The sequence below is a fragment of the Cupriavidus necator A5-1 genome (assembly GCF_000744095.1).
GTDB classification, from domain to species: domain Bacteria; phylum Pseudomonadota; class Gammaproteobacteria; order Burkholderiales; family Burkholderiaceae; genus Cupriavidus; species Cupriavidus necator_A.
On the sequence record NZ_JQLI01000008.1, the window covers coordinates 2,522,622 to 2,544,147 of the forward strand.

General features: G+C 62.7%; 11 protein-coding genes and 3 rRNA genes. 7 read left to right on the forward strand and 7 right to left on the reverse strand.

The annotated features are described in order from the left end of the window. The first annotated feature begins 137 nt into the window (after positions 1-137). The 3 genes from K307_RS35685 to K307_RS35695 are packed head-to-tail and all read left to right on the forward strand — an operon-like array spanning position 138 to position 5,378. A complete protein-coding gene (locus tag K307_RS35685; protein WP_042885786.1) occupies positions 138-731 on the forward strand; it encodes a DUF2760 domain-containing protein in 594 nt (197 codons plus the stop codon). Then, the gene (locus tag K307_RS35690; RefSeq protein WP_042885788.1) at positions 728-2,575 is read left to right on the forward strand and encodes an Hsp70 family protein; all 1,848 of its coding nucleotides are present in this window, start codon (positions 728-730) and stop codon (positions 2,573-2,575) included. Before K307_RS35685 ends, K307_RS35690 begins: the two co-directional genes overlap by 4 nt. Next, complete coding sequence (locus tag K307_RS35695; protein WP_051975316.1) at positions 2,550-5,378, forward strand: Hsp70 family protein; 2,829 nt, start codon at positions 2,550-2,552, stop codon at positions 5,376-5,378. The genes K307_RS35690 and K307_RS35695 overlap by 26 nt, the downstream gene beginning before the upstream one ends. A gap of 113 nt (positions 5,379-5,491) precedes the next feature. Here the strand turns inward: K307_RS35695 and rrf are convergent. From rrf to K307_RS35710, 3 genes are all read right to left on the reverse strand, one after another. Beyond that, positions 5,492-5,605 (reverse strand): 5S ribosomal RNA (rrf, locus tag K307_RS35700). A gap of 116 nt (positions 5,606-5,721) precedes the next feature. Then, positions 5,722-8,600: ribosomal RNA gene (locus K307_RS35705) — 23S ribosomal RNA — on the reverse strand. 332 nt (positions 8,601-8,932) lie between these two features. Continuing rightward, positions 8,933-10,464, reverse strand: a 16S ribosomal RNA gene (locus tag K307_RS35710). Together the 16S, 23S and 5S rRNA genes form the textbook arrangement of a ribosomal RNA operon. A gap of 539 nt (positions 10,465-11,003) precedes the next feature. Here K307_RS35710 and K307_RS35715 point away from each other — a divergent pair. Continuing rightward, a complete protein-coding gene (locus tag K307_RS35715; protein ID WP_042885789.1) occupies positions 11,004-11,777 on the forward strand; it encodes a protein-L-isoaspartate(D-aspartate) O-methyltransferase in 774 nt (257 codons plus the stop codon). Between the two features lie 35 nt (positions 11,778-11,812). Next, positions 11,813-14,263, forward strand: a complete 2,451-nt coding sequence (locus tag K307_RS35720) for a spermidine synthase (RefSeq protein ID WP_042885790.1) — start codon at positions 11,813-11,815, stop codon at positions 14,261-14,263. Positions 14,264-14,297: 34 nt separating this feature from the next. Here the strand turns inward: K307_RS35720 and K307_RS35725 are convergent, their stop codons facing one another. After that, positions 14,298-14,885, reverse strand: coding sequence for a helix-turn-helix transcriptional regulator (locus tag K307_RS35725; RefSeq protein ID WP_080745346.1), 588 nt, complete (start codon positions 14,883-14,885; stop codon positions 14,298-14,300). Between the two features lie 624 nt (positions 14,886-15,509). Here K307_RS35725 and K307_RS35730 point away from each other — a divergent pair. Further along, positions 15,510-16,733 carry a polysaccharide pyruvyl transferase family protein gene (locus K307_RS35730; RefSeq protein ID WP_042885792.1) on the forward strand — a complete coding sequence of 408 codons (1,224 nt, stop codon included), beginning with the start codon at positions 15,510-15,512 and terminating at the stop codon, positions 16,731-16,733. Here K307_RS35730 and K307_RS35735 read toward each other — a convergent pair. Beyond that, positions 16,730-17,905, reverse strand: coding sequence for a M20 aminoacylase family protein (locus K307_RS35735; protein ID WP_042885793.1), 1,176 nt, complete (start codon positions 17,903-17,905; stop codon positions 16,730-16,732). The genes K307_RS35730 and K307_RS35735 overlap by 4 nt on opposite strands. A gap of 8 nt (positions 17,906-17,913) precedes the next feature. Further along, positions 17,914-18,912, reverse strand: coding sequence for a tripartite tricarboxylate transporter substrate binding protein (locus K307_RS35740; protein WP_042885795.1), 999 nt, complete (start codon positions 18,910-18,912; stop codon positions 17,914-17,916). A 114-nt stretch (positions 18,913-19,026) separates the two neighbouring features. Between K307_RS35740 and K307_RS35745 the strand changes: the two genes are divergently transcribed. Continuing rightward, positions 19,027-19,938 (forward strand): LysR family transcriptional regulator, encoded by a 912-nt coding sequence (locus tag K307_RS35745; RefSeq protein ID WP_042885797.1) that lies wholly within the window; start codon positions 19,027-19,029, stop codon positions 19,936-19,938. 259 nt (positions 19,939-20,197) lie between these two features. Here K307_RS35745 and K307_RS35750 read toward each other — a convergent pair whose 3' ends face one another. After that, positions 20,198-21,484: a M20/M25/M40 family metallo-hydrolase gene (locus tag K307_RS35750; RefSeq protein WP_042885799.1), complete on the reverse strand. Its 1,287-nt coding sequence runs from the start codon at positions 21,482-21,484 to the stop codon at positions 20,198-20,200. Positions 21,485-21,526: the final 42 nt, after the last annotated feature.

Sequence of the window (21,526 nt, forward strand, 5' to 3'; positions counted from 1 at the left end):
CGACCGGCCAGGAACAAAGAGGCCGACGCCCGGTTTGCGCCCCGGATTCCGAATCGCATGGACCTGCGGGCCCTATCTGTTATCCGGCGTAGCAAGGGGACAGTTCGTCCTTCAACGGAGCACAAAGGATCTTTTCCATGACTGACTCGAACCTATCTTTCTTCGGCAGGGTCTCGCTTGCCGTGGGCACCTTCTTCACCATCCTTGGCAACCGCGAATTCGCAGCCGGCGTAAAGCGCCTGAGGGACGGAGAGAGATTTGCCCCGGCTGCCCCGGCATCGGCACCGGTATCGGTATCGGCACCCGCACCTGCCCCGGTAGCGGAAGCTGTCGCACCCGCGCTGAAAGAAGCGAGCCCGGTGGCGGCCCTTCAGTTGCTGGGACTGCTCCAGCGCGACGCACGCTTTGTCGACTTCGTCGAGGAAGACATCGCGGGCTATTCCGACACGGAGATCGGTGCCGCCGCCCGCCTGGTGCACGATGGCTGCCGCGCGGTGCTGCGCGAGCATTTCACCATCCGGCCGGTGCGCGAGGAAGCCGAGGGCAGCCGTGTGACGCTGGCCGACGGCTTCGACGCGAGCGCCATCCGCCTGACTGGCAACGTGGTAGGCAGCGCGCCGTTCCATGGCAGCATCAGCCACCGCGGCTGGAAGGTCGAGGACGTCCGCCTGCCCCGCGTGGCCGAACGCCATGACGCCACCGTGATTGCCCCGGCCGAGGTGGAACTATGAGCGACGCACGTTATGCCATCGGCATTGACCTGGGCACCACCCATAGCGCCGTTTCCTATGTGGACCTGGCCGCCAGCGATGGCGAGAAGACCAGCCAGCGCGTCCTGCCCATCACGCAGCTGACCGCGCCGGGGGCCATCGAAGACCTCGACCTGCTGCCCTCCTTCCTGTACCTGCCGCACGCCAGCGAACTTGCCCCGGGGGACCTGGGGCTGCCGTGGAACGCCGAGCGCGACTTCGCTGTGGGCGAGCTGGCGCGCAGCCGCGGCGCGGCCACGCCGATCCGCCTGGTGTCCAGCGCGAAGAGCTGGCTTTGCCATCCCGGCGTCGACCGCCGCTCGCCCATCCTGCCCAACGACGCGCCGCCTGAAGTCCCGCGCGTCTCGCCGCTCGAGGCTTCCGTGCGCTATCTCACGCACCTGCGTGAAGCCTGGGACCAGGCCCACCCCGAGGCGCCGTTTGGCGAGCAGGACGTCACCGTGACGATTCCCGCATCGTTCGACCCGGCCGCACGGGAATTGACGGCCGAGGCCGCCGCAGCGGCCGGGTATGCCCGCATGACCCTGCTCGAAGAACCCCAGGCCGCGCTCTATAGCTGGATCCAGAAAAGCGATGGCCACTGGCGCAAGCAGGTAAAGGTCGGCGACATCATCCTGGTCGTGGACGTCGGTGGCGGCACTACCGACCTTTCGCTGATCGCCGTGATCGAGCGCGAAGGCAATCTTGAACTGCACCGCGTTGCCGTGGGCGACCATATCCTGCTCGGTGGCGACAACATGGACCTGGCGCTTGCCCACGTGGTGGCGCGCAAGCTGGCGGCCCAGGGCACGCAGGCCGATCCGTGGCAACTGCGCGCGCTGACCTACGCCTGCCGCGCGGCCAAGGAAACGTTGCTCACCGACCCGGAGACCGATACCGTGCCCCTGGTTGTGCCGAGCCGGGGCTCCAAGCTCATCGGCGGCTCGATCCGCACGGACCTGACCCGCACCGAACTGACCCAGACCATCCTGGAAGGGTTTTTCCCGCAGGTGGAGGCCTCGGCCCGACCGGTGAGCCGGGCCCGCGCCGGCCTGACGCAGCTCGGCCTGCCCTATGCGCAGGACGCGGCCATCACGCGGCATCTGGCCGCGTTCCTTGGCCGCCAGGTGGCGGCGCTGGCCGAACTCGAAGGCCTGCAAGGCGCGCAGCCGGAAGGCGCGACTTTCCTCCACCCGACCGCCGTCCTCTTCAATGGCGGCGTGTTCAAGTCGGGCCTGCTGGTGGACCGCATCCTGCAGACGCTCAATGGCTGGCTCGCCGCGGAAGGCGCGGCGCCGGCGCGCCTGCTTGATGGCGCGGAGCTGGACCTGGCAGTGGCACGCGGCGCCGCCTACTACGGCTACGTGCGGCGCGGCCAGGGGGTGCGGATTCGTGGCGGCACCGCGCGCTCCTACTATATTGCCGTGGAGTCGTCGATGCCTGCCGTGCCTGGCTTCGAACCACCCGTGCAGGCACTATGCGTTGCGCCGTTCGGCATGGAGGAAGGGACGGAGGCCGCGCTGCCGCCGCAGGAATTCGGCCTGGTGGTTGGCGAGCCGGTGCACTTCCGCTTCTTCGGCTCGTCGGTGCGCCGCCAGGACCAGGTCGGCACCCTGCTCGATTTCTGGGGGCCGGAGGAATTGCAGGAGCTCGAGGAAATCCAGGCGACCCTGCCAGCCGAAGGACGAACGGCAGGCGAAGTGGTACCGGTCAGGCTGCATGCGCGCGTGACCGAGGCCGGCACGCTGGAACTCGAGGCCGTGCCCCGCGGCAACGGCGAGCGCTGGAAGGTCGAGTTCGATGTGCGCGGCAATGCCGATGCCTGAACCAGCGGCCCGACCGACGATTAAGCAGTACATCGTCGGCATTGACCTCGGTACCAGCAATACGGTCGTCGCCTATGCGAAGGCCGGCTCCGACGATATCCGCGTCTTCGATATCGATCAGCTGGTCGGCCCGGGTGAGGTCGCGGCCCGTCCCCTGCTGCCCTCGGTGCGTTACCACGCGGCGCCGGGCGAGCTCAGCGGCGATGACCTGCAGTTACCCTGGCAATCCGCCGCCAGCGCCGCCGCGCGCCGGACCGTGTTCGGCCGCTTGGCGGCCACGCTCGGCGCGCAGGTGCCCGGCAGGCTCGTGGCCAGCGCAAAAAGCTGGCTGTCGCACGCTTCGGTCGACCGGACCGCGGCCATCCTGCCCTGGGGTGGACACGACGAGGTCGACAAGATCTCGCCGGTGGTCGCCAGCGCGAGCTACCTGGGCTACGTGTGTGCGGCGTGGAACCACCGGTTTCCCGATGCACCGCTCGAAGCGCAAGACGTGGTGCTCACCGTGCCAGCCTCCTTCGACGAAGGCGCACGCGCGCTGACGCTGGAGGCGGCGCGCCTGGCCGGGCTGCCCGCCCTGCGCCTGCTCGAAGAGCCACAAGCCGCGCTCTACGACTGGCTGTTCCATCATCGCCGGACCCTGGACGCGGACCTGGCGCAAACACGCCTGGTGTTGATCTGCGACGTGGGCGGCGGCACCACTGACCTCACCCTCATCCGGGTGGAAATGCAGGACGGGCAGCCGCAGCTGACCCGCATCGGCGTGGGCAACCACCTGATGCTCGGCGGCGACAACATGGATCTCGCGCTGGCGCATCTTGCCGAAGCGCGTCTCGGGTCAGGGGGGGCCGCACAGGCGCGACTGTCGGCGTCCAGCCTGTCCCAACTCGTCGCGCGCTGCCGCGCCGCCAAGGAACAACTGCTCAGCGCGCAGGCACCGGACTCGGTCACGGTGACGCTGCTGGGCGCGGGCTCCAGGCTGATCGGCGGCGCACGCTCGGTGGAAGTGACGCGGCAGGAGGTCGAACAGCTCGTCGTCGACGGCTTCTTTCCCAAGGTGCCGGCCAGCGAACGGCCGGGGCGCGCACGGGGCGCCATTGTCGAATTCGGCCTGCCGTATGCGTCCGACCCGGGCGTTACCCGGCACGTTGCGGCCTTCCTGAGCCAGCACGCTGCGCAGTCACGGGCAGCACTGGACGCACCACAGGCGCGGGATGATGCCCCGCCGGTACCCGACACCCTGCTGCTCAACGGTGGCGTGTTCCGGGCCGAAGCCCTGGCAGGCCGCATCGCCGATACGCTGGGCACGTGGCGCGGCACGCCGGTGCATGTCCTGCACAACGACGACCCCGACGTTGCCGTGGCACGGGGCGCGGTCGCGTATGCCCGAGCACGTACCGGCCAGGCCCCGCGCATCGGCGGCGGCTCGCCGCGCAGCTACTTTCTCGTGCTCGATGATGGCGCGTCGGGGCAGCAAGGGATCTGCCTGCTGCCACGGGGTACCGAAGAAGGTCACGAGGTCCAACTCAGCGATCGTACCTTCGCCTTGCGGCTCGGGCATCCGGTGCAATTCCACCTGGTTTCCTCCGTCGCCGACACGGCCTACCAGCCGGGTCAACTGACCGATCTGTCGACGGGCGATTTCGTCCGCCTGCCGCCGATTGCGACCGTGGTACAGCCGCGTGGCGCCAGCGGCCCCCGCGAGACGCCGGTGCAGATCACCACCTCGCTGACCGAGGTCGGCACGCTCGAGGTCCACTGCATCAACATTGCGGATGCCTCGCATCGATGGCGCCTCGAGTTCCAGTTGCGTGGCAACGATGCCGAGGCCGCAGCGCCCGCGACCGATACGGCACACCCTTCCCTGCCACAAGCCCTCGAGGCGATCGACCGCACCTTTGGCGCCCGCTCGCAGGACGTCGGTCCCAAGGAGGTCAAGCGGCTGCGTGCACAACTGGAGCAGTTGCTGGGTGCGCGCGAGCAGTGGGACAGCGCCGTGCTGCGCGATCTGTTCGGCGCATTCTGGGAGCGCGCGCGGCGGCGACGGCGCACTGCCGACCATGAACGCCTGTGGCTGAACCTGGCCGGCTATTGCGTGCGCCCGGGATTCGGCTACCCGCTCGACGAATGGCGCGTTGAGCAACTCTGGTCGCAGTACGACCAGGGCATCCAGTACGTCAACGAAAGCCAGAACTGGTCGGAGTGGTGGACGCTTTGGCGGCGCGCCGCTGGCGGCCTGGACGAAAGCGCGCAGTTACGCCTGCTGGAAGAGATGGCCTTCTACCTGCAGCCGCCGGGCAGCACCCGCTACAAGAAGCCCGCCGGGCCCGCAAGGTCTGGTTATGCCGATATGGTGCGCCTCGCCGGCTCCCTGGAGCGCATCCCCACCGAATCCAAGATCGAGCTCGCCGAATGGCTGCTGGCCCGTCTGCGCAAGCCTTCAGAAAACAGTCAGGGCTGGTGGGCCGTGGGCCGCATCGGGGCGCGCCGGCCGTTCTATGGCAGCGCGCACAGCGTCGTGCCAGCCGATATTGCCGCGCAATGGGTGGAGACGATTCTTGCGCTCGACTGGAAAAAGGTCGAGCCGGCTGCGTTCGCTGCCGTGCAGATCGCCCGCATGACCGGCGATCGCAGCAGGGACCTGCCTGACGAGATTCGGGCGGCGGTGGTGCGCCGGCTCGAAGCCGCCAACGCGCCGCAAAGCTGGATCGCCATGGTGCGTGAAGTCGTGGAACTCGACGCAGCCGACGAGGGACGGGTATTTGGGGAGGCGCTGCCCGCCGGCCTCAAACTGATCGCGGGGTGAAACCTGAACCCACAGCGACGTTCTGATCGCAGGCGGATAGACACGTCCGCATTTTGAACCGCCAAAGACAAAACCCCTCGCAGCAAAGCTGTCGAGGGGTTTTGGGGATAAGAGCCTGGCGATGACCTACTTTCACACGGGTAATCCGCACTATCATCGGCGCGGAGTCGTTTCACGGACCTGTTCGGGATGGGAAGGGGTGGTTCCAACTCGCTATGGTCACCAGGCATAAGGGGTTGTGGCGCTGGGGTTGAAGCCAGCGTCACGAATAGGGATGTAGTTGGGGGTTGTGCGTATCTGGCACAGACACGATCACACACACCAGGTAAAACACACTGGTTATAGGATCAAGCCTTACGGGCAATTAGTACTGGTTAGCTTAACGCATTACTGCGCTTCCACACCCAGCCTATCAACGTCCTGGTCTCGAACGACCCTTCAAGGAGGTCAAGCCTCCAGGGAATCCTCATCTTCAGGCGAGTTTCCCGCTTAGATGCTTTCAGCGGTTATCTCTTCCGTACATAGCTACCCTGCGATGCCTCTGGCGAGACAACAGGTACACCAGCGGTACGTCCACTCCGGTCCTCTCGTACTAGGAGCAGCCCCCGTCAAGATTCCAACGCCCACGGCAGATAGGGACCAAACTGTCTCACGACGTTTTAAACCCAGCTCACGTACCTCTTTAAATGGCGAACAGCCATACCCTTGGGACCGGCTACAGCCCCAGGATGAGATGAGCCGACATCGAGGTGCCAAACACCGCCGTCGATATGAACTCTTGGGCGGTATCAGCCTGTTATCCCCAGAGTACCTTTTATCCGTTGAGCGATGGCCCTTCCATTCAGAACCACCGGATCACTATGTCCTGCTTTCGCACCTGCTCGACTTGTCGGTCTCGCAGTTAAGCACGCTTTTGCCATTGCACTTTAGGTACGATGTCCGACCGTACCAAGCGTACCTTCGAACTCCTCCGTTACACTTTGGGAGGAGACCGCCCCAGTCAAACTGCCTACCATGCACTGTCCCCGACCCGGATTCACGGGTCAAGGTTAGAACCTCAAACAAACCAGGGTGGTATTTCAAGGACGGCTCCACGTAGACTAGCGTCCACGCTTCAAAGCCTCCCACCTATCCTACACAGATCGGTTCAAAGTCCAATGCAAAGCTACAGTAAAGGTTCATGGGGTCTTTCCGTCTAGCCGCGGGGAGATTGCATCATCACAAACACTTCAACTTCGCTGAGTCTCGGGAGGAGACAGTGTGGCCATCGTTACGCCATTCGTGCAGGTCGGAACTTACCCGACAAGGAATTTCGCTACCTTAGGACCGTTATAGTTACGGCCGCCGTTTACCGGGACTTCAATCAAGAGCTTGCACCCCATCATTTAATCTTCCGGCACCGGGCAGGCGTCACACCCTATACGTCCACTTTCGTGTTTGCAGAGTGCTGTGTTTTTATTAAACAGTCGCAGCCACCATTTTATTGCAACCCCGTCACCCTTCTGGCGCAGGCCAGTCAAGCTACCAGGGCGTACCTTATCCCGAAGTTACGGTACCAATTTGCCGAGTTCCTTCTCCCGAGTTCTCTCAAGCGCCTTAGAATACTCATCTCGCCCACCTGTGTCGGTTTGCGGTACGGTCTCGTATGACTGAAGCTTAGAGGCTTTTCTTGGAACCACTTCCAATTGCTTCGCAGCACTAGGCCGCTCGCCCCACATCCTTGAATTCCGCGCCCGGATTTGCCTAAGCGCCTTCTCCAATGCAGGGACCGGGACTTCCAACACCCGGACAACCTTCCGCGATCCGTCCCCCCATCGCATCATACGACGGTGCAGGAATATTAACCTGCTTCCCATCAGCTACGCATCTCTGCCTCGCCTTAGGGGCCGACTCACCCTACGCCGATGAACGTTGCGTAGGAAACCTTGGGCTTACGGCGAGGGGGCCTTTCACCCCCTTTATCGCTACTCATGTCAGCATTCGCACTTCTGATACCTCCAGCATCCTTTACAAGACACCTTCACAGGCTTACAGAACGCTCTCCTACCACGCGCTTGCGCGCGTCCGCAGCTTCGGTATATGGCTTAGCCCCGTTACATCTTCCGCGCAGGACGACTCGATCAGTGAGCTATTACGCTTTCTTTAAAGGGTGGCTGCTTCTAAGCCAACCTCCTGACTGTTTTAGCCTTCCCACTTCGTTTCCCACTTAGCCATATTTGGGGACCTTAGCTGGCGGTCTGGGTTGTTTCCCTCTTGACACCGGACGTTAGCACCCGATGTCTGTCTCCCGTGATTGCACTCTTCGGTATTCGGAGTTTGCTATGGCGGGGTAATCAGCAATAGACCCCCCAACCATGACAGTGCTCTACCCCCGAAGGTGAGACACGAGGCACTACCTAAATAGTTTTCGGAGAGAACCAGCTATTTCCAGATTTGTTTAGCCTTTCACCCCTATCCACAGCTCATCCCCTAACTTTTCAACGTTAGTGGGTTCGGTCCTCCAGTACGTGTTACCGCACCTTCAACCTGGCCATGGATAGATCATCTGGTTTCGGGTCTACACCCAGCGACTCAACGCCCTGTTCGGACTCGCTTTCGCTACGCCTTCCCTAATCGGTTAAGCTTGCCACTGAATGTAAGTCGCTGACCCATTATACAAAAGGTACGCCGTCACCCGTTGCCAGGCTCCGACTGTTTGTATGCATGCGGTTTCAGGATCTATTTCACTCCCCTCCCGGGGTTCTTTTCGCCTTTCCCTCACGGTACTGGTTCACTATCGGTCGATCACGAGTATTTAGCCTTGGAGGATGGTCCCCCCATCTTCAGACAGGATTTCACGTGTCCCGCCCTACTTGTCGTACACCTAGTTCCACAATCGTGTTTTCGCATACAGGGCTATCACCTGCTATGGCCGGGCTTTCCATCCCGTTCTGCTAACACCACTGCTAAAGAGTACAAGGCTCTTCCCATTTCGTTCGCCACTACTTTGGGAATCTCGGTTGATTTCTGTTCCTGCAGCTACTTAGATGTTTCAGTTCGCCGCGTTCGCTTCCCACACCTATGAATTCAGTGTGGGATGACCCATACGGGCCGGGTTTCCCCATTCGGACATCTCCGGATCAAAGCTTGTTTGCCAGCTCCCCGAAGCTTTTCGCAGGCTACCGCGTCCTTCATCGCCTGTGATCGCCAAGGCATCCACCACATGCACTTGTTCGCTTGACCCTATAACGAGTGTGTCTCGATCGCTCGAAACAAGTCGCTACAGGATGAGTTCTCGCATTTGTGCCGTATTCCAAGTCATCTTTCGATCACTTAAATACATTTTGGTTGATACAATCACAACCCGGTATCGCGTTTGTACTGCAGCGTCTCATCAACGCTTGCGCGACACCTTTACTACATCCCATATTTTTAAAGAACAGCCGATCGTTAGATCGCTTGGCAATGCCAAATGGAAGCACTCGTTCGCAGAGTGCTTCCATTTGGCCAACCAGCCTGGCCTTAACCACAAACTACCGATAAGTGTGAGCGCTCAACTTCAGATGCACGCTCTGAAAGGAGGTGATCCAGCCGCACCTTCCGATACGGCTACCTTGTTACGACTTCACCCCAGTCATGAACCCTGCCGTGGTAATCGCCCTCCTTGCGGTTAGGCTAACTACTTCTGGCAAAACCCACTCCCATGGTGTGACGGGCGGTGTGTACAAGACCCGGGAACGTATTCACCGCGGCATGCTGATCCGCGATTACTAGCGATTCCAGCTTCACGTAGTCGAGTTGCAGACTACGATCCGGACTACGATGCGTTTTCTGGGATTAGCTCCCCCTCGCGGGTTGGCAACCCTCTGTACGCACCATTGTATGACGTGTGAAGCCCTACCCATAAGGGCCATGAGGACTTGACGTCATCCCCACCTTCCTCCGGTTTGTCACCGGCAGTCTCTCTAGAGTGCTCTTGCGTAGCAACTAGAGACAAGGGTTGCGCTCGTTGCGGGACTTAACCCAACATCTCACGACACGAGCTGACGACAGCCATGCAGCACCTGTGTCCACTTTCCCTTTCGGGCACCTGATGCATCTCTGCTTCGTTAGTGGCATGTCAAGGGTAGGTAAGGTTTTTCGCGTTGCATCGAATTAATCCACATCATCCACCGCTTGTGCGGGTCCCCGTCAATTCCTTTGAGTTTTAATCTTGCGACCGTACTCCCCAGGCGGTCAACTTCACGCGTTAGCTACGTTACTGAAGAAATGAATCCCCAACAACTAGTTGACATCGTTTAGGGCGTGGACTACCAGGGTATCTAATCCTGTTTGCTCCCCACGCTTTCGTGCATGAGCGTCAGTGACGTCCCAGGGGGCTGCCTTCGCCATCGGTATTCCTCCACATCTCTACGCATTTCACTGCTACACGTGGAATTCTACCCCCCTCTGACATACTCTAGCCTTGCAGTCACAAGCGCCATTCCCAAGTTAAGCTCGGGGATTTCACGCCTGTCTTACAAAACCGCCTGCGCACGCTTTACGCCCAGTAATTCCGATTAACGCTCGCACCCTACGTATTACCGCGGCTGCTGGCACGTAGTTAGCCGGTGCTTATTCTTCCGGTACCGTCATCGACCCGGGGTATTCACCCAGGCCATTTCTTTCCGGACAAAAGTGCTTTACAACCCGAAGGCCTTCTTCACACACGCGGCATTGCTGGATCAGGGTTGCCCCCATTGTCCAAAATTCCCCACTGCTGCCTCCCGTAGGAGTCTGGGCCGTGTCTCAGTCCCAGTGTGGCTGATCGTCCTCTCAGACCAGCTACTGATCGTCGCCTTGGTAGGCTCTTACCCCACCAACTAGCTAATCAGACATCGGCCGCTCCTGTAGCGCGAGGCCTTGCGGTCCCCCGCTTTCACCCTCAGGTCGTATGCGGTATTAGCTAATCTTTCGACTAGTTATCCCCCACTACAGGGCACGTTCCGATGTATTACTCACCCGTTCGCCACTCGCCACCAGGCCGAAGCCCGTGCTGCCGTTCGACTTGCATGTGTAAGGCATGCCGCCAGCGTTCAATCTGAGCCAGGATCAAACTCTTCAGTTCAATCTCTGTGTGGACCCTCGCGGGTCCTCGCTCTTTCGAGCGGTCGCTCACTCTCAGAAAACTGACTGACCAGATCCGAAGATCCAGTCACGTTTTGCTGTGCGAGCACTTTATAACTTGTAAGCTAAAAGACCGAAGTCTTTCGCATCCGTTATCAAGCGCCCACACTTATCGGTGTTTGTTTGTTAAAGAACTTGCCGCGATTCGCTTTGCTTGTCGCGTCACTGCTTTGTCAGCAGCGAAGAAGAGAGATCTTAAAGAGTTTTCTTCGATAAAGCAACTGTTTTCGAGAAACTTCTTTTTCTTCGGTAAGGGCTGCTTACCCAAGTAAATCCCTGCAACCATTTTCCCCCGCCTGACTTGCAGCACTGCTTGTGCGGCAGGAGGGGGCGAATACTAATGCCTTGATGCCGGACTTGCAAGTCTTTTTCTGAACAGACCTGAAAGGGCCTCTTTTGTCACTTGTCTGCGCAAGGTCATTGCCGATGGCTGCAGTTAGCGGTCGCGGTGTGTTCCGTGGGTGGCATCCGTGACCTACGATGACGTTAAGCACTTTGCCTGCCCCGCCCGTGAAGCAGTCAACACCCCTCCCATATATCCCGATCGCCACCCTGGCCCTCGCCTTGCTCTGTTCGACCGCTGCTGCCGCCGACCCGCTGGCCCCACAGCGCGCTGACATGGTCAAGGAGATCGCCACGGTCGCGGCAGCCGCGGGCGCCCAGAGCGGCAGGCATGCGCTCGACCCGCGCGTGATGGCGGTGATGGGGCAAGTGCCTCGCCACGAGTTTGTGCCGGACCCGCAGAAGGTGTACGCCTATGAGAACCGGCCGCTGCCCATCGGCCATGGCCAGACGATTTCGCAGCCCTATATCGTCGCCCTGATGACTGACCTGATGATGGTCAAGCCGGGCGACACCGTGCTCGAGATCGGCACCGGCTCGGGATACCAGGCGGCGGTGCTGGCGGGACTGGCGCGCGCGGTCTACACCATCGAAATCATCGAACCGCTGGGGCGGCAGGCCTGCGACCGCCTGAAGCGGCTGGCCTACCGGCAGGTCGCGTGCAAGGTGGGCGACGGCTACTACGGCTGGGACGAGCACGCGCCTTATGACGCGATCGTCGTCACCGCGGCGGCCAGCCATGTGCCGCCACCGCTGATCCGGCAACTGAAGCCGGGCGGGCGGATGGTGATCCCGGTGGGCGCGCAGTTCCTGACGCAGTATCTGCTGCTGGTCGAGAAGTCCGGAGACGGCACCGTTTCCACCAGGCAGATCCTGCCCGTCAGGTTCGTGCCGCTGGTTGGCAAGCACTAAGGCATCGCGGCACATCGGCCGTGCCAGCCTGCGCCATGCCACGACCGCCACTATTCGCCCTGGCCCTGCTCTCTGCCGCCGCGCTTGGCTACGAAATCCTGCTGATGCGGCTGCTCTCCATCATCCAGTGGCATCACTTCGCCTACATGATGATCAGCGTGGCGCTGCTGGGCTATGGGGCGGCGGGTGCGCTGGTGGCACTGGCGCAGCGCACGCTGATCCGCCATTTCGTGGCGGTGTTCGCTGGCGGCGCCCTGCTGTTCGGCGTTGGCGCGATGGCCTGCTTTGCGCTCGCCCAGCACGTGGCGTTCAATCCTTTGGAAATCCTGTGGGAGCCGACGCAGCCGCTGCGCTTGCTGCTGCTCTACCTGCTGCTGTTCGTACCGTTCTTTTGCGCCGCCACGAGTGTCTGCCTGTGTTTTTCCTGCTTCAGCGAACAGGTTCACCGCATCTACAGCTTCGACATCCTTGGCGCCGGGCTGGGTTGCCTGGCCATCATCGTGGCGCTGTTCGTGCTGAGCCCGGTCGGTGCCCTGCGGCTGGTCAGCACGGCGGGCATGGCGGCGGCCGCGCTGGCCAGCGTTGAATGCCGCTGGCATCGGCCCTGGCTGCCGGCGCTGCTGCTGTCGGCGGCAATCGTGCCGGCCGGCGTGCCAGGCGACTGGATTGCGCTGCGGCCGTCCGAGTACAAGGAGTTGAGCCAGACCCTGCGCATCGGCAACGCACGCGTGGTGGCGGAACGGTCGAGTCCCCTCGGCCTGGTCACGGTGGTGGAGAGCCCCTCGATCCCGTTGCGGTACGCGCCCGGACTGAGCCTCAATGCAAGCATGGAGCCGCCGCCACAACTGGCCGTGTTTACCGATGGCGACGGGCTCAGCGCGCTCAACCGCTATGACGGACGGCGTGAATCGCTTGCCTACCTGGGTGACATCACGTCTGCCCTGCCTTATCACTTGCTGCGAGGCCCGAAGGTGCTGGTGCTGGGCAGCGGTGCGGGGGCGGATGTCTTGCAGGCGATCTATCACCGGGCCAGCGCGGTCGATGCCGTGGAGCTGAATCGGCAAGTGATCGAACTGGTGCAGGGCCGCTTCGCTGCATTTTCCGGCAAGCCGTACAGTGCGGCCGGCGTGCGTGTCTTTGCCGGCGAGGCGCGCGGATTCCTGGCGGCCAGCACGGAACGCTACGATCTCATCCAGGTGGCCCTGCTGGATTCCTTCAGCACTTCGTCGGCGGGACTGTACGCGCTCTCCGAGAGCTATCTCTACACGGTGGAAGCCTTCCAGGGCTACCTGCGCCATCTTCGGCCCGGCGGCCTGCTGGCGATCACGCGCTGGGTCACGCTGCCACCCCGTGACATGCCCAAACTGCTCGCCACCGCCGTGGCGGCCATGCAAGGCGCAGGCGTGCCGGAGCCGTCGCGGCGGCTGGCGCTGGTCCGCGGCTGGAAGACGGCCACGCTGGTCGTCAAGAACGGGGAGTTCGATGCGGCGGACCTTGCCGCCCTGCGCGACTTCTGCCGCACCCGTTCGTTCGACGTCGAATACTATCCCGGCATCCAGCCCGGTGAGGCGAATCGCTACAACGTGCTGGACAAGCCCTACTTCTTCGACACCGCGCAGGCCTTGCTCGGCCCCGATCGCGACCAGTTCCTGTCCCGCTACAAATTCGACGTGCGGCCAGCCACCGATGACAGGCCATACTTCTTCCATTTCTTCAAATGGCGTACGCTGCCTGAACTGCTGTCGCTGAAGTCGCAGGGCGGCCTGCCCTTGCTGGAATGGGGCTATCCGGTGCTGGTGGCGACGCTGCTGCAAGCCACCGCCGCGGCATTGCTGCTGATCGTGGTTCCGCTCCGGATCCTGCGGCGCCGCCCCGGCCTGCAGCCCGCCACGGGGCCTGGCGGCAATGGCGCAGCGGTGCGGCGGTTGCCCGAGTGGCGATTCGGCTTCTACTTCCTGGCGGTCGGCCTCGGCTTCATGTTCGTGGAGATCGCCTTCATCCAGAAATTCATCCTGTTCCTGAGCCACCCGCTCTATGCGGTCGCGGTCGTGCTGTGCGCCTTTCTCTGCTTTGCGGGACTGGGGAGCCGGTATTCCCAGCTCATGCCTGCGCGCGGCGGCGATCATCGCGGCAGGCGGCAGGCGGCGCTGGCCGTCAGCGGCATCTGCGTGGCCTCGCTGGTCTACCTTGTGGCGCTGCCGACGGTCTTCAGGCTGCTGATCGCGTTACCGGATCCGGCCAGGATTGCCGTCTCGGTGCTGCTGATCGCCCCGCTTGCGTTCCTGATGGGAATGCCGTTCCCGCTCGGTCTGGCCCGTGTCGCGGCACAAGACGAAACGCTGGTGCCCTGGGCATGGGGCATCAATGCCTGCGCCTCGGTGGTGGCGGCGGTGCTTGCCACGCTGGTCGCGATCCATGTCGGATTCACGGCGGTGGTACTGGTGGCACTGCTCCTGTACGCTGCCGCCGCGCTTGCCTGCCCATGAACCGCAAGCCTGGGTGAGCCACTACGGCTGATGGCTAATCCCTGGTCAGGTTTTCCAGCCACAGGCTCATTAACCCGGCACGGCCCCTGACGCCGAATTTCCGGAAAATTCCGGTCACATAAGAATGGGTCGTGGAAACGGCCAGGCCGAGGCGCTGGGCAATCTGCTTTTCCGAGGCGTCGGTCAATAGCAGCCGCAAGACTTTCTGCTCGTGGGGCGCCAACGGAATGGAAGACAGCGCCAGTCCGAGGTCGAGCACGCTTTTTTTCCTCAGCGCCGTGACATCGCGGGCAACCCCGACGCGCAGCCGTTCCGACTGGAGCCATCCGGCGGACCACATGATATGGACGGCGCTGCCGTCCTTGTGGCGATAGCGGTTTTCAAAACCGACCCGCTTCTTCCCGGACATGACCTGCTTGGCCTCGATAATGGTCCTGTCCCGGTCCGCAGGCATGACCAGATCGATGATGAGTTCGCCCGTCATATCCCTCGACACATAACCAAATATGCCTTCGCAGGCGGCGCTGACATACTGGATGCGGCCGCCCGTATCGACCAGGAACACGGCGTCCAGCAAATGGTCCGCGACTTCGGTGATGTCCTTTCCGATCTCGATAGTCATGGCAGCCCAGAAAATCCCGATGCTGGTGAATGGAGCGGACGCGTCGACCGGATCCAGCGAACGCAGCCGGGCCAGATGTGAAGACTAGAACACGCTCCGGCGCATGTAAAGCATGGCACTGGAAGTACCGTTCCCGGCTACCGCCGCCAATGCCCGCGCGCCTTCAAGAGCACCCTGCTGATTAGCAGGGTATTACCTTTTGCGCCATTTCGATAGGATCTTGCCCATCATTTGCCCGTTGCTTCGATCACACAACAAAGGCCCCGCCGGGGGCTTCCAAATCCGAAGCCAACGCGAGTTGGGGGCAAATGATCGAAAAGCCTCCGCATTGCCTGCCTCTCGCAAGGGAGGGGTCGTCGAGGTCAGAAGGGGAGCGGCCCGGCCCGCTGACAGAGGTGGCAGTGCAGCTTCTGTCAGCGGGGACCGCGCAACACCGCCGCGAGACCCGGCGGCCTGCACCTGCGACACGCGCCTGGCCATGTAACCCACATTTCCGGAACAGCTTTTCGTCGCTGTTCAAGACGCGCGAATCAGTGCGAGAATTTCCGGAGGCCGCAATTCCAGCCCGTCCCGGCCCCTCAGATCCAACCCACTGCCAATGCCAGCCTTGCAGCTGAAGCAAGCATGAGCTCCCCTGAGAATACTTCGCGAAGCGCCGACTGTCCCACCCTCCTGTTCGGCGCCTTTGACCGCCACAACTTTGGCGACCTGCTGCTGCCTCATGTGATCGCGCGTCTGATCGCCCTGCCCTGCCTCCATTACGGCGGCCTGGCCGAACGCAACCTGACAGCCCTGGGTGGCCATCGCGTGCACGCGATGGCGCGACTGGCGGCCGGCCTGGGAAACACCGCCGTCGATATCCTTCATGTCGGAGGCGAGACCCTGACCTGCAATGCCTGGGAAGCGGCCGTGATGCTGCTGCCGCCCGAGCGAGCTCGCGATGTAGTGGCGCAACTCGATGCACGGCCGCTGGAGCGGGCCGCCTGGGCGCGCGAGGTGCTGGGGTTGCCGGACCTCGCCCCCTATCTGCTGCCGGCCGGCATCTTTGCCAACGTGAGGCGGGTGATTTACCACGGCGTCGGCGGCATCGCGCTTGAACAGGTTGACCCAGCCATGCGCGACGAGGTGGTGGCCAAGCTCGGATCGGGCACTTACGTTGGCGTCAGGGACCAGCAGACCCGGGCCATGCTGGTGGCCAATGGCATTGACTGCCGCCTGGAACCCGACCCGGCCGTGATGGTGGCCGAACTGTTCGGCGATCGCCTCCGGCAACGCGCCCGCCATGGCGAGCTCGCGGGGGTGGTCTCGCGCTTTCCGCATGGATATCTCGCGGTGCAGTTCAGTGCCGACTTTGGCGATGACGAAACGCTGGCGCAGCTTGCCGCCCAGCTTGAACGTGTGTCCCGGTCCAGAAACCTTGGCGTGGTGCTGTTCCGCGCCGGCGCGGCACCCTGGCACGATGACCTGGACAGCTACCGGCGCCTCGCGGCACGACTGGGCGGCATCTCCGTGGCGGTGTTTGGCTCGCTCAACCTGTGGGATATCTGTGCCCTGATCGCGCACAGCCGCGGTTTCGCCGGCAGTAGCCTGCATGGCAGCATCGTCGCGGGCGCGTTCGCCCTGCCCCGGTTGGGCGTGCTGCGGCCCGGGCAGGCGCTTGCGCAGAGCAAGCAGGCTGCCTTTGCCGCGACCTGGGGCTCGGCCGGAGCGCCGGCGGCGGTGCCCGTGCAGGAGCTTGCCACCGGCATGGACGTTGCCATGGCAACCGCGACTGCGCGGCGCGACGACTTGGCCCGGGGATTGGCCAAGGCCTTTCGGGACAGCTTCAGCGCGGTCCACGACAGCTAAGCCACCAGGAAACGCTCGCACAAAAGGGCCCAATATGCCGCGCCCACAGGAATGTTCCCGTCATTGAAGTCGTAGGCAGGATTGTGCACGCTGCAACCTCCTGCCTTGCCTCCTTCGCCATTGCCAATCCACAGATAGCAACCGGGCACCGCCTCCAGCATGAACGCAAAATCCTCGCTGGCGGCAATGGGCGACGCTTGACCATTGACATGGTCGGGACCCAACAACTCGAGCGCAACCTGATGCGCAAATTCCGTTTCAGCCGTTGTGTTCACAAGGACCGGATAGCCACGCTGATAATCGACCTGCGCGCTCACGCCATAGCTTTGCGCCTGTGCGGATACCAGGTCTTTGATGCGCTGTTCCAGCAGTTCGCGCACGCTGCGGTCCAATGCGCGCACGCTCAGCCTCAGCACGGCGTGCGCGGGAATGATATTGGCGACGGTACCGGCCTGGAACGCACCGACGGTAATGACAGCCGTTTTCAACGGATCGACATTGCGCGCCACAATTGTCTGCAAGCCCATCACGATCGCTGCGCCTGCCACGACAGGATCGACGGCGTCGTGGGGAATCGCCCCATGTCCGCCGACGCCTTCCAGCGTGATGGTCACGTTGTCAGCCGACGCCTGGGCTGGTCCGTCGCGCAGCAGCAATCGGCCCGCGGGTGTGCCAGGTACGTTGTGCATGGCAAAGACGGCATCGCAAGGATACTTTTCAAACAGCCCGTCCTCCATCATCTTCTTTGCGCCGCCCAGCCCTTCCTCGGCCGGCTGGAAGATGAGGTTCAAGGTGCCGTTGAAACTACCGTGTCGAGACAGGTACCTTGCCGCGCAAAGGAGCATGGCCGTATGGCCATCGTGCCCGCAGGCGTGCATCACGCCCGGATGGCAGCTTGCATAGGGCAGCCCCGTGACCTCGCTCATCGGCAGGGCATCCATGTCGGCCCGGATGCCGAGGCGCCGCTTGCCTGTGCCGCGCCGCAGGCGGCCGACGACACCCGTCGTGCCCAGCCCGCGTTCGACCTCATAGCCCCATTCGCCAAGCAGGCTGGCCACGATTTCGCTGGTGCGATGCTCTTCGAAGCCGAGTTCAGGATACCGGTGCAGGTCGTGCCGGACCGCGACGAACTCGTCTGCGCTGTGCTTCAGCGCGGCAAGGATGGGATGCATGCGCGTCCTTACTGCGGTTGCAGGCCAATGGCACGGGCAATGCCGCGGTATTGTTCGATGCTTTGCTGGTACGCCTTCTGGCTCTCCGCCAGCGACACCGGTTTGGAAGCCGGCAGGTTCGCTGCGTCCAGGCTGGCGCGCACGGCGGGATCCGCCAGCGTCTGCGCAATGGCTTTGTGCAGCGCTTGCACGACCGGCTCCGCGGTGTCCTTCTTCACGAATACGCCGGCCCAGGTCGCGTAATTGAAGCCCCGCAGTGCCTTGCTCTCATTGACGCTGGGCACTGATTTCACGGCATCCAGGCGCGTGGGCGAAAGCACGGCCAGCATCCTGACCTGGCCGGTACGCATGCGCTCAATGTCGGGCTTGCCAAACGGCGAGATAAAGATGTCGATGATCCCGCCCATGAGGTCCTGGATGACCGGCGCGCCGCCCTTATAGGGGACGTGTGTCATCGGTACGCCGATGGTCTGCGCCATATGCGCCCCGAGCAGGTGATACAGCGAGCCGACACCCACGCTCGCATACGTCAGCGGCTTGCCAGCCTTGGCTGCCTGCGCAGCATAGGCGGCCAGTTCGTCGACATCCTTTACCGGCAGATCCCTGCGCACCAGGATCGCAAGATCGACAGCGCCGACCATATGCACCAGCCTGAAATCCTCGCTCCTGAACTTGATTGCGGCATTGGCCAGCGGGGTAGTGATGAGCTCGCCAGGCCCTGCCTGGAATAGCAAGTGGCCGTCGGCCGGTGCGTGAAGGACCTTCTGGGCGGCAATCGCTCCGCCAGCTCCCCCAAGGTTCTCGACGATGACCGGCTGCCCGAGCTGGCGGGAGAGCGGCGCGTTCAGGTTGCGCGCAACGACGTCGGAGAGACCGCCCGCCGGGAAAGGCACCATCAGCGTTACCGGCCGGTCAGGAAAGCCGTGGGCCGGCGCCAGGCCGGTAAAAAGCAATCCTGCAACCATGCCGCCCAGCCAGCGGCGGCCAACGTTCTTGAATCGGGTCATGGCTGTCTCCTCAGTGCGTGTTCTTGTGGAATCGGATCGTAAAGCGCCATCGACCATGTGTCCAATGCATTACTAGTCTAAAATTTATTCAAAAATCTCATACAAAAGTGCACAATGCATCTCAAACATCTCAAGCATCTGCTGATGGTGGCGGATATGGCGTCCTTCAGCCAGGCGGCGCAACGCCTGCACCTAACCCAGTCCGCGCTGAGCCGGAGCATCCAGACCTTGGAGGATGAACTGGGAGGCCGCCTGATCGACCGCCACGGCAAGCGCAATGTGCTGACGCCATTGGGGGAGCTGATTGCAAACCGGGCCCGGCGCATCGTGTTCGAGGAAGCGGAGCTGCACCGCAGTGTCGAACTGTTCCACCACCACAACCTGGGGGCCATCCGCGTCGGCCTGGGCGCGGGGCCGGGCGCAGTGCTGGCGACGCCGTTTCTCCGATACATGGCCAGGCACCATCCCGGCATACAGGTCAGTGTGTCACTTGGTACTTCCGATGCGCTGATGATCCAGTTGCGTCAGCGTTCGCTTGACGCCGTGATCGTCGAGGTGAGCAGCGTGGCGCCAGCCACGGACCTTCGCCACGAGCTGCTTAACGCGTTGCAGGGCCGCTTTATCTGCCGCACAGGACATCCGCTTCTGCAACAGGCCGCCGGGGGAAACGCCGTAACGTTCGACGATGTCATGCGATATCCGCTGGCTTCCGCCCCGCTCAGCATGGAAGTCGCACGCAGCCTCGTGAAGCGCTTCGGACCGCGAGCCGATCCGGAGCATTGCCTGAGCCTCAGCTGCGAGAATGTCCGGAGCCTGGTCGAAGCTGTGCTGGATTCCGATGCAATACTGTTCAGCATCGTCGCGGCAGTGCGTGCGGAATTTGCCGAAGGGAAACTTTGCGAACTGGTCACCACACCGGCGGTCGACGACGGGCCCCGCTATGCCTTTTTCACGCTGGCAGGGCGGACCGAGGCGCCAAGCATGGCGTTGTTCCGGAGCTTCGTGGATGAGCATTTGCGGGACTAGTGCCACCTTTCGCCAGCTCCGGCATAGCAGCGCTGCTGGGTCGGTAAGTGGTGGCAAAAGTCCCTCGATAGTAGGGTCAAAGGCTGACGTCCGTGGGTTAAAACCGTTGGCCCCGCTTGTTGTGGCTCCTAGCTAAACCACCCCTCACCCCGGTCCCTCTCCCCATGAGCGGAGAGGGAGTACACCTTGCTCAGGCTAGTTCGGGCGGCTTTGGAGCACCCAAAACCGCTCTTGCTTCGAAGGGCTGTCGCCCCTCCTCTCACCGCGCCGTCTTGTCCTGCGACACATCCATGATCATCCGCGTCAACAGGTACAGCCTCGGCGTGACCGAGTTCAGGTCGACATACTCGGCATCGTTGGAGTGGGCGCCGAACCCGCGCAGCCCGAAGCGCTCGATCACCGGCGCCTTGGTGGCCGCGGCGGCAAAGGCGGCGTCGGTGCCACCACCCTCCGCGGTGTCATGGACCTGGAGCGTTTCTCCGATCTCGGCATAGACGCCCTGCGCATGCGCGGCAAGCTTGCGTGCCGCGTCGGTTACCTCCAGCGGCGGACGGCGGCGCTCGAATTTCACTTCAACCTTGGTGTCGGGAATCAGCTGCTTGCGAATGCGTTCCTGCAGCGTTTTCTCGAGGCTGTCGTAGTCAGCGGTGCGCAGCACGCGTACGTCTGCCTGCGCGGTAGCGGTGGCCGGGATCACGTTGCGATTGGTGCCGGACGAGGAAACTGTCCAGTTGACCTTGAGGCCGGTGGCCGGATTGGAGAGGTCGCGCATCTGCAGGACCTGGTGCGACAGTTCATAGAGCGCATTGCGGCCCTGCTCTGGCGCACTGCCCGCGTGCGAAGCCTTGCCCTGCACTGTGAGATAGATCGAGCCGATGCCGCTCGTCGCCAGCGACAGGCGGTCGCCGGTGACGCGACTGGCCTCGCACGAGAACACGGCATCCTGCTGCGCGCCCAGGCGGCTCAGCATGGCCCGGGCGCCGGGTGAGCTGATTTCCTCGTCACCGTTGATCAGCACTGTCAGCGTGCCGTAGTCCTTGAACTTCATCTTCTGCAGGATGGCGATGGTGTGCAGGATCACGGCAACGCCGTTCTTGTCGTCGGCGATGCCCAGCCCGTAGGCGCGGTCACCCTCGATGCGGAAGGGCTGCTGGGCCAGCATGCCGCGCAGGTACACGGTGTCCATATGGGCGATCAGCATGATGTTGCGCTTGCCGCTGCCCTTGAACTGGGCCATCACCATCTTGCCCACCTGCTTGGGCGTGTCATCCATCCGGTAGATTTCGGCGGGCTCGACCAGCTTGGCTTCGGTGGCGCCCAGCGCCGCGAGCCGGTCGCGGATCAGCGTGGCAATGCGGTCCAGCCCTTCGATGTCCTTGCTGCCGGACTCGATCGACACAAGGTCTTTCAGGGTCGCGATGAGTGCGGGCTTCTCCTGTTGCGCGAGCTGGTGAACCGGCTCTACCGGGGCGGCAGCCGCGGTGCCGGCAAGCGTGGCGCAGGCGATGAACAGACTGGTGGCGCAAAGGGAGATACGGCGAGGCATGGACAAGGTCTCCGGGGGGCAGGTTGTGGAGGGAGAATGCCG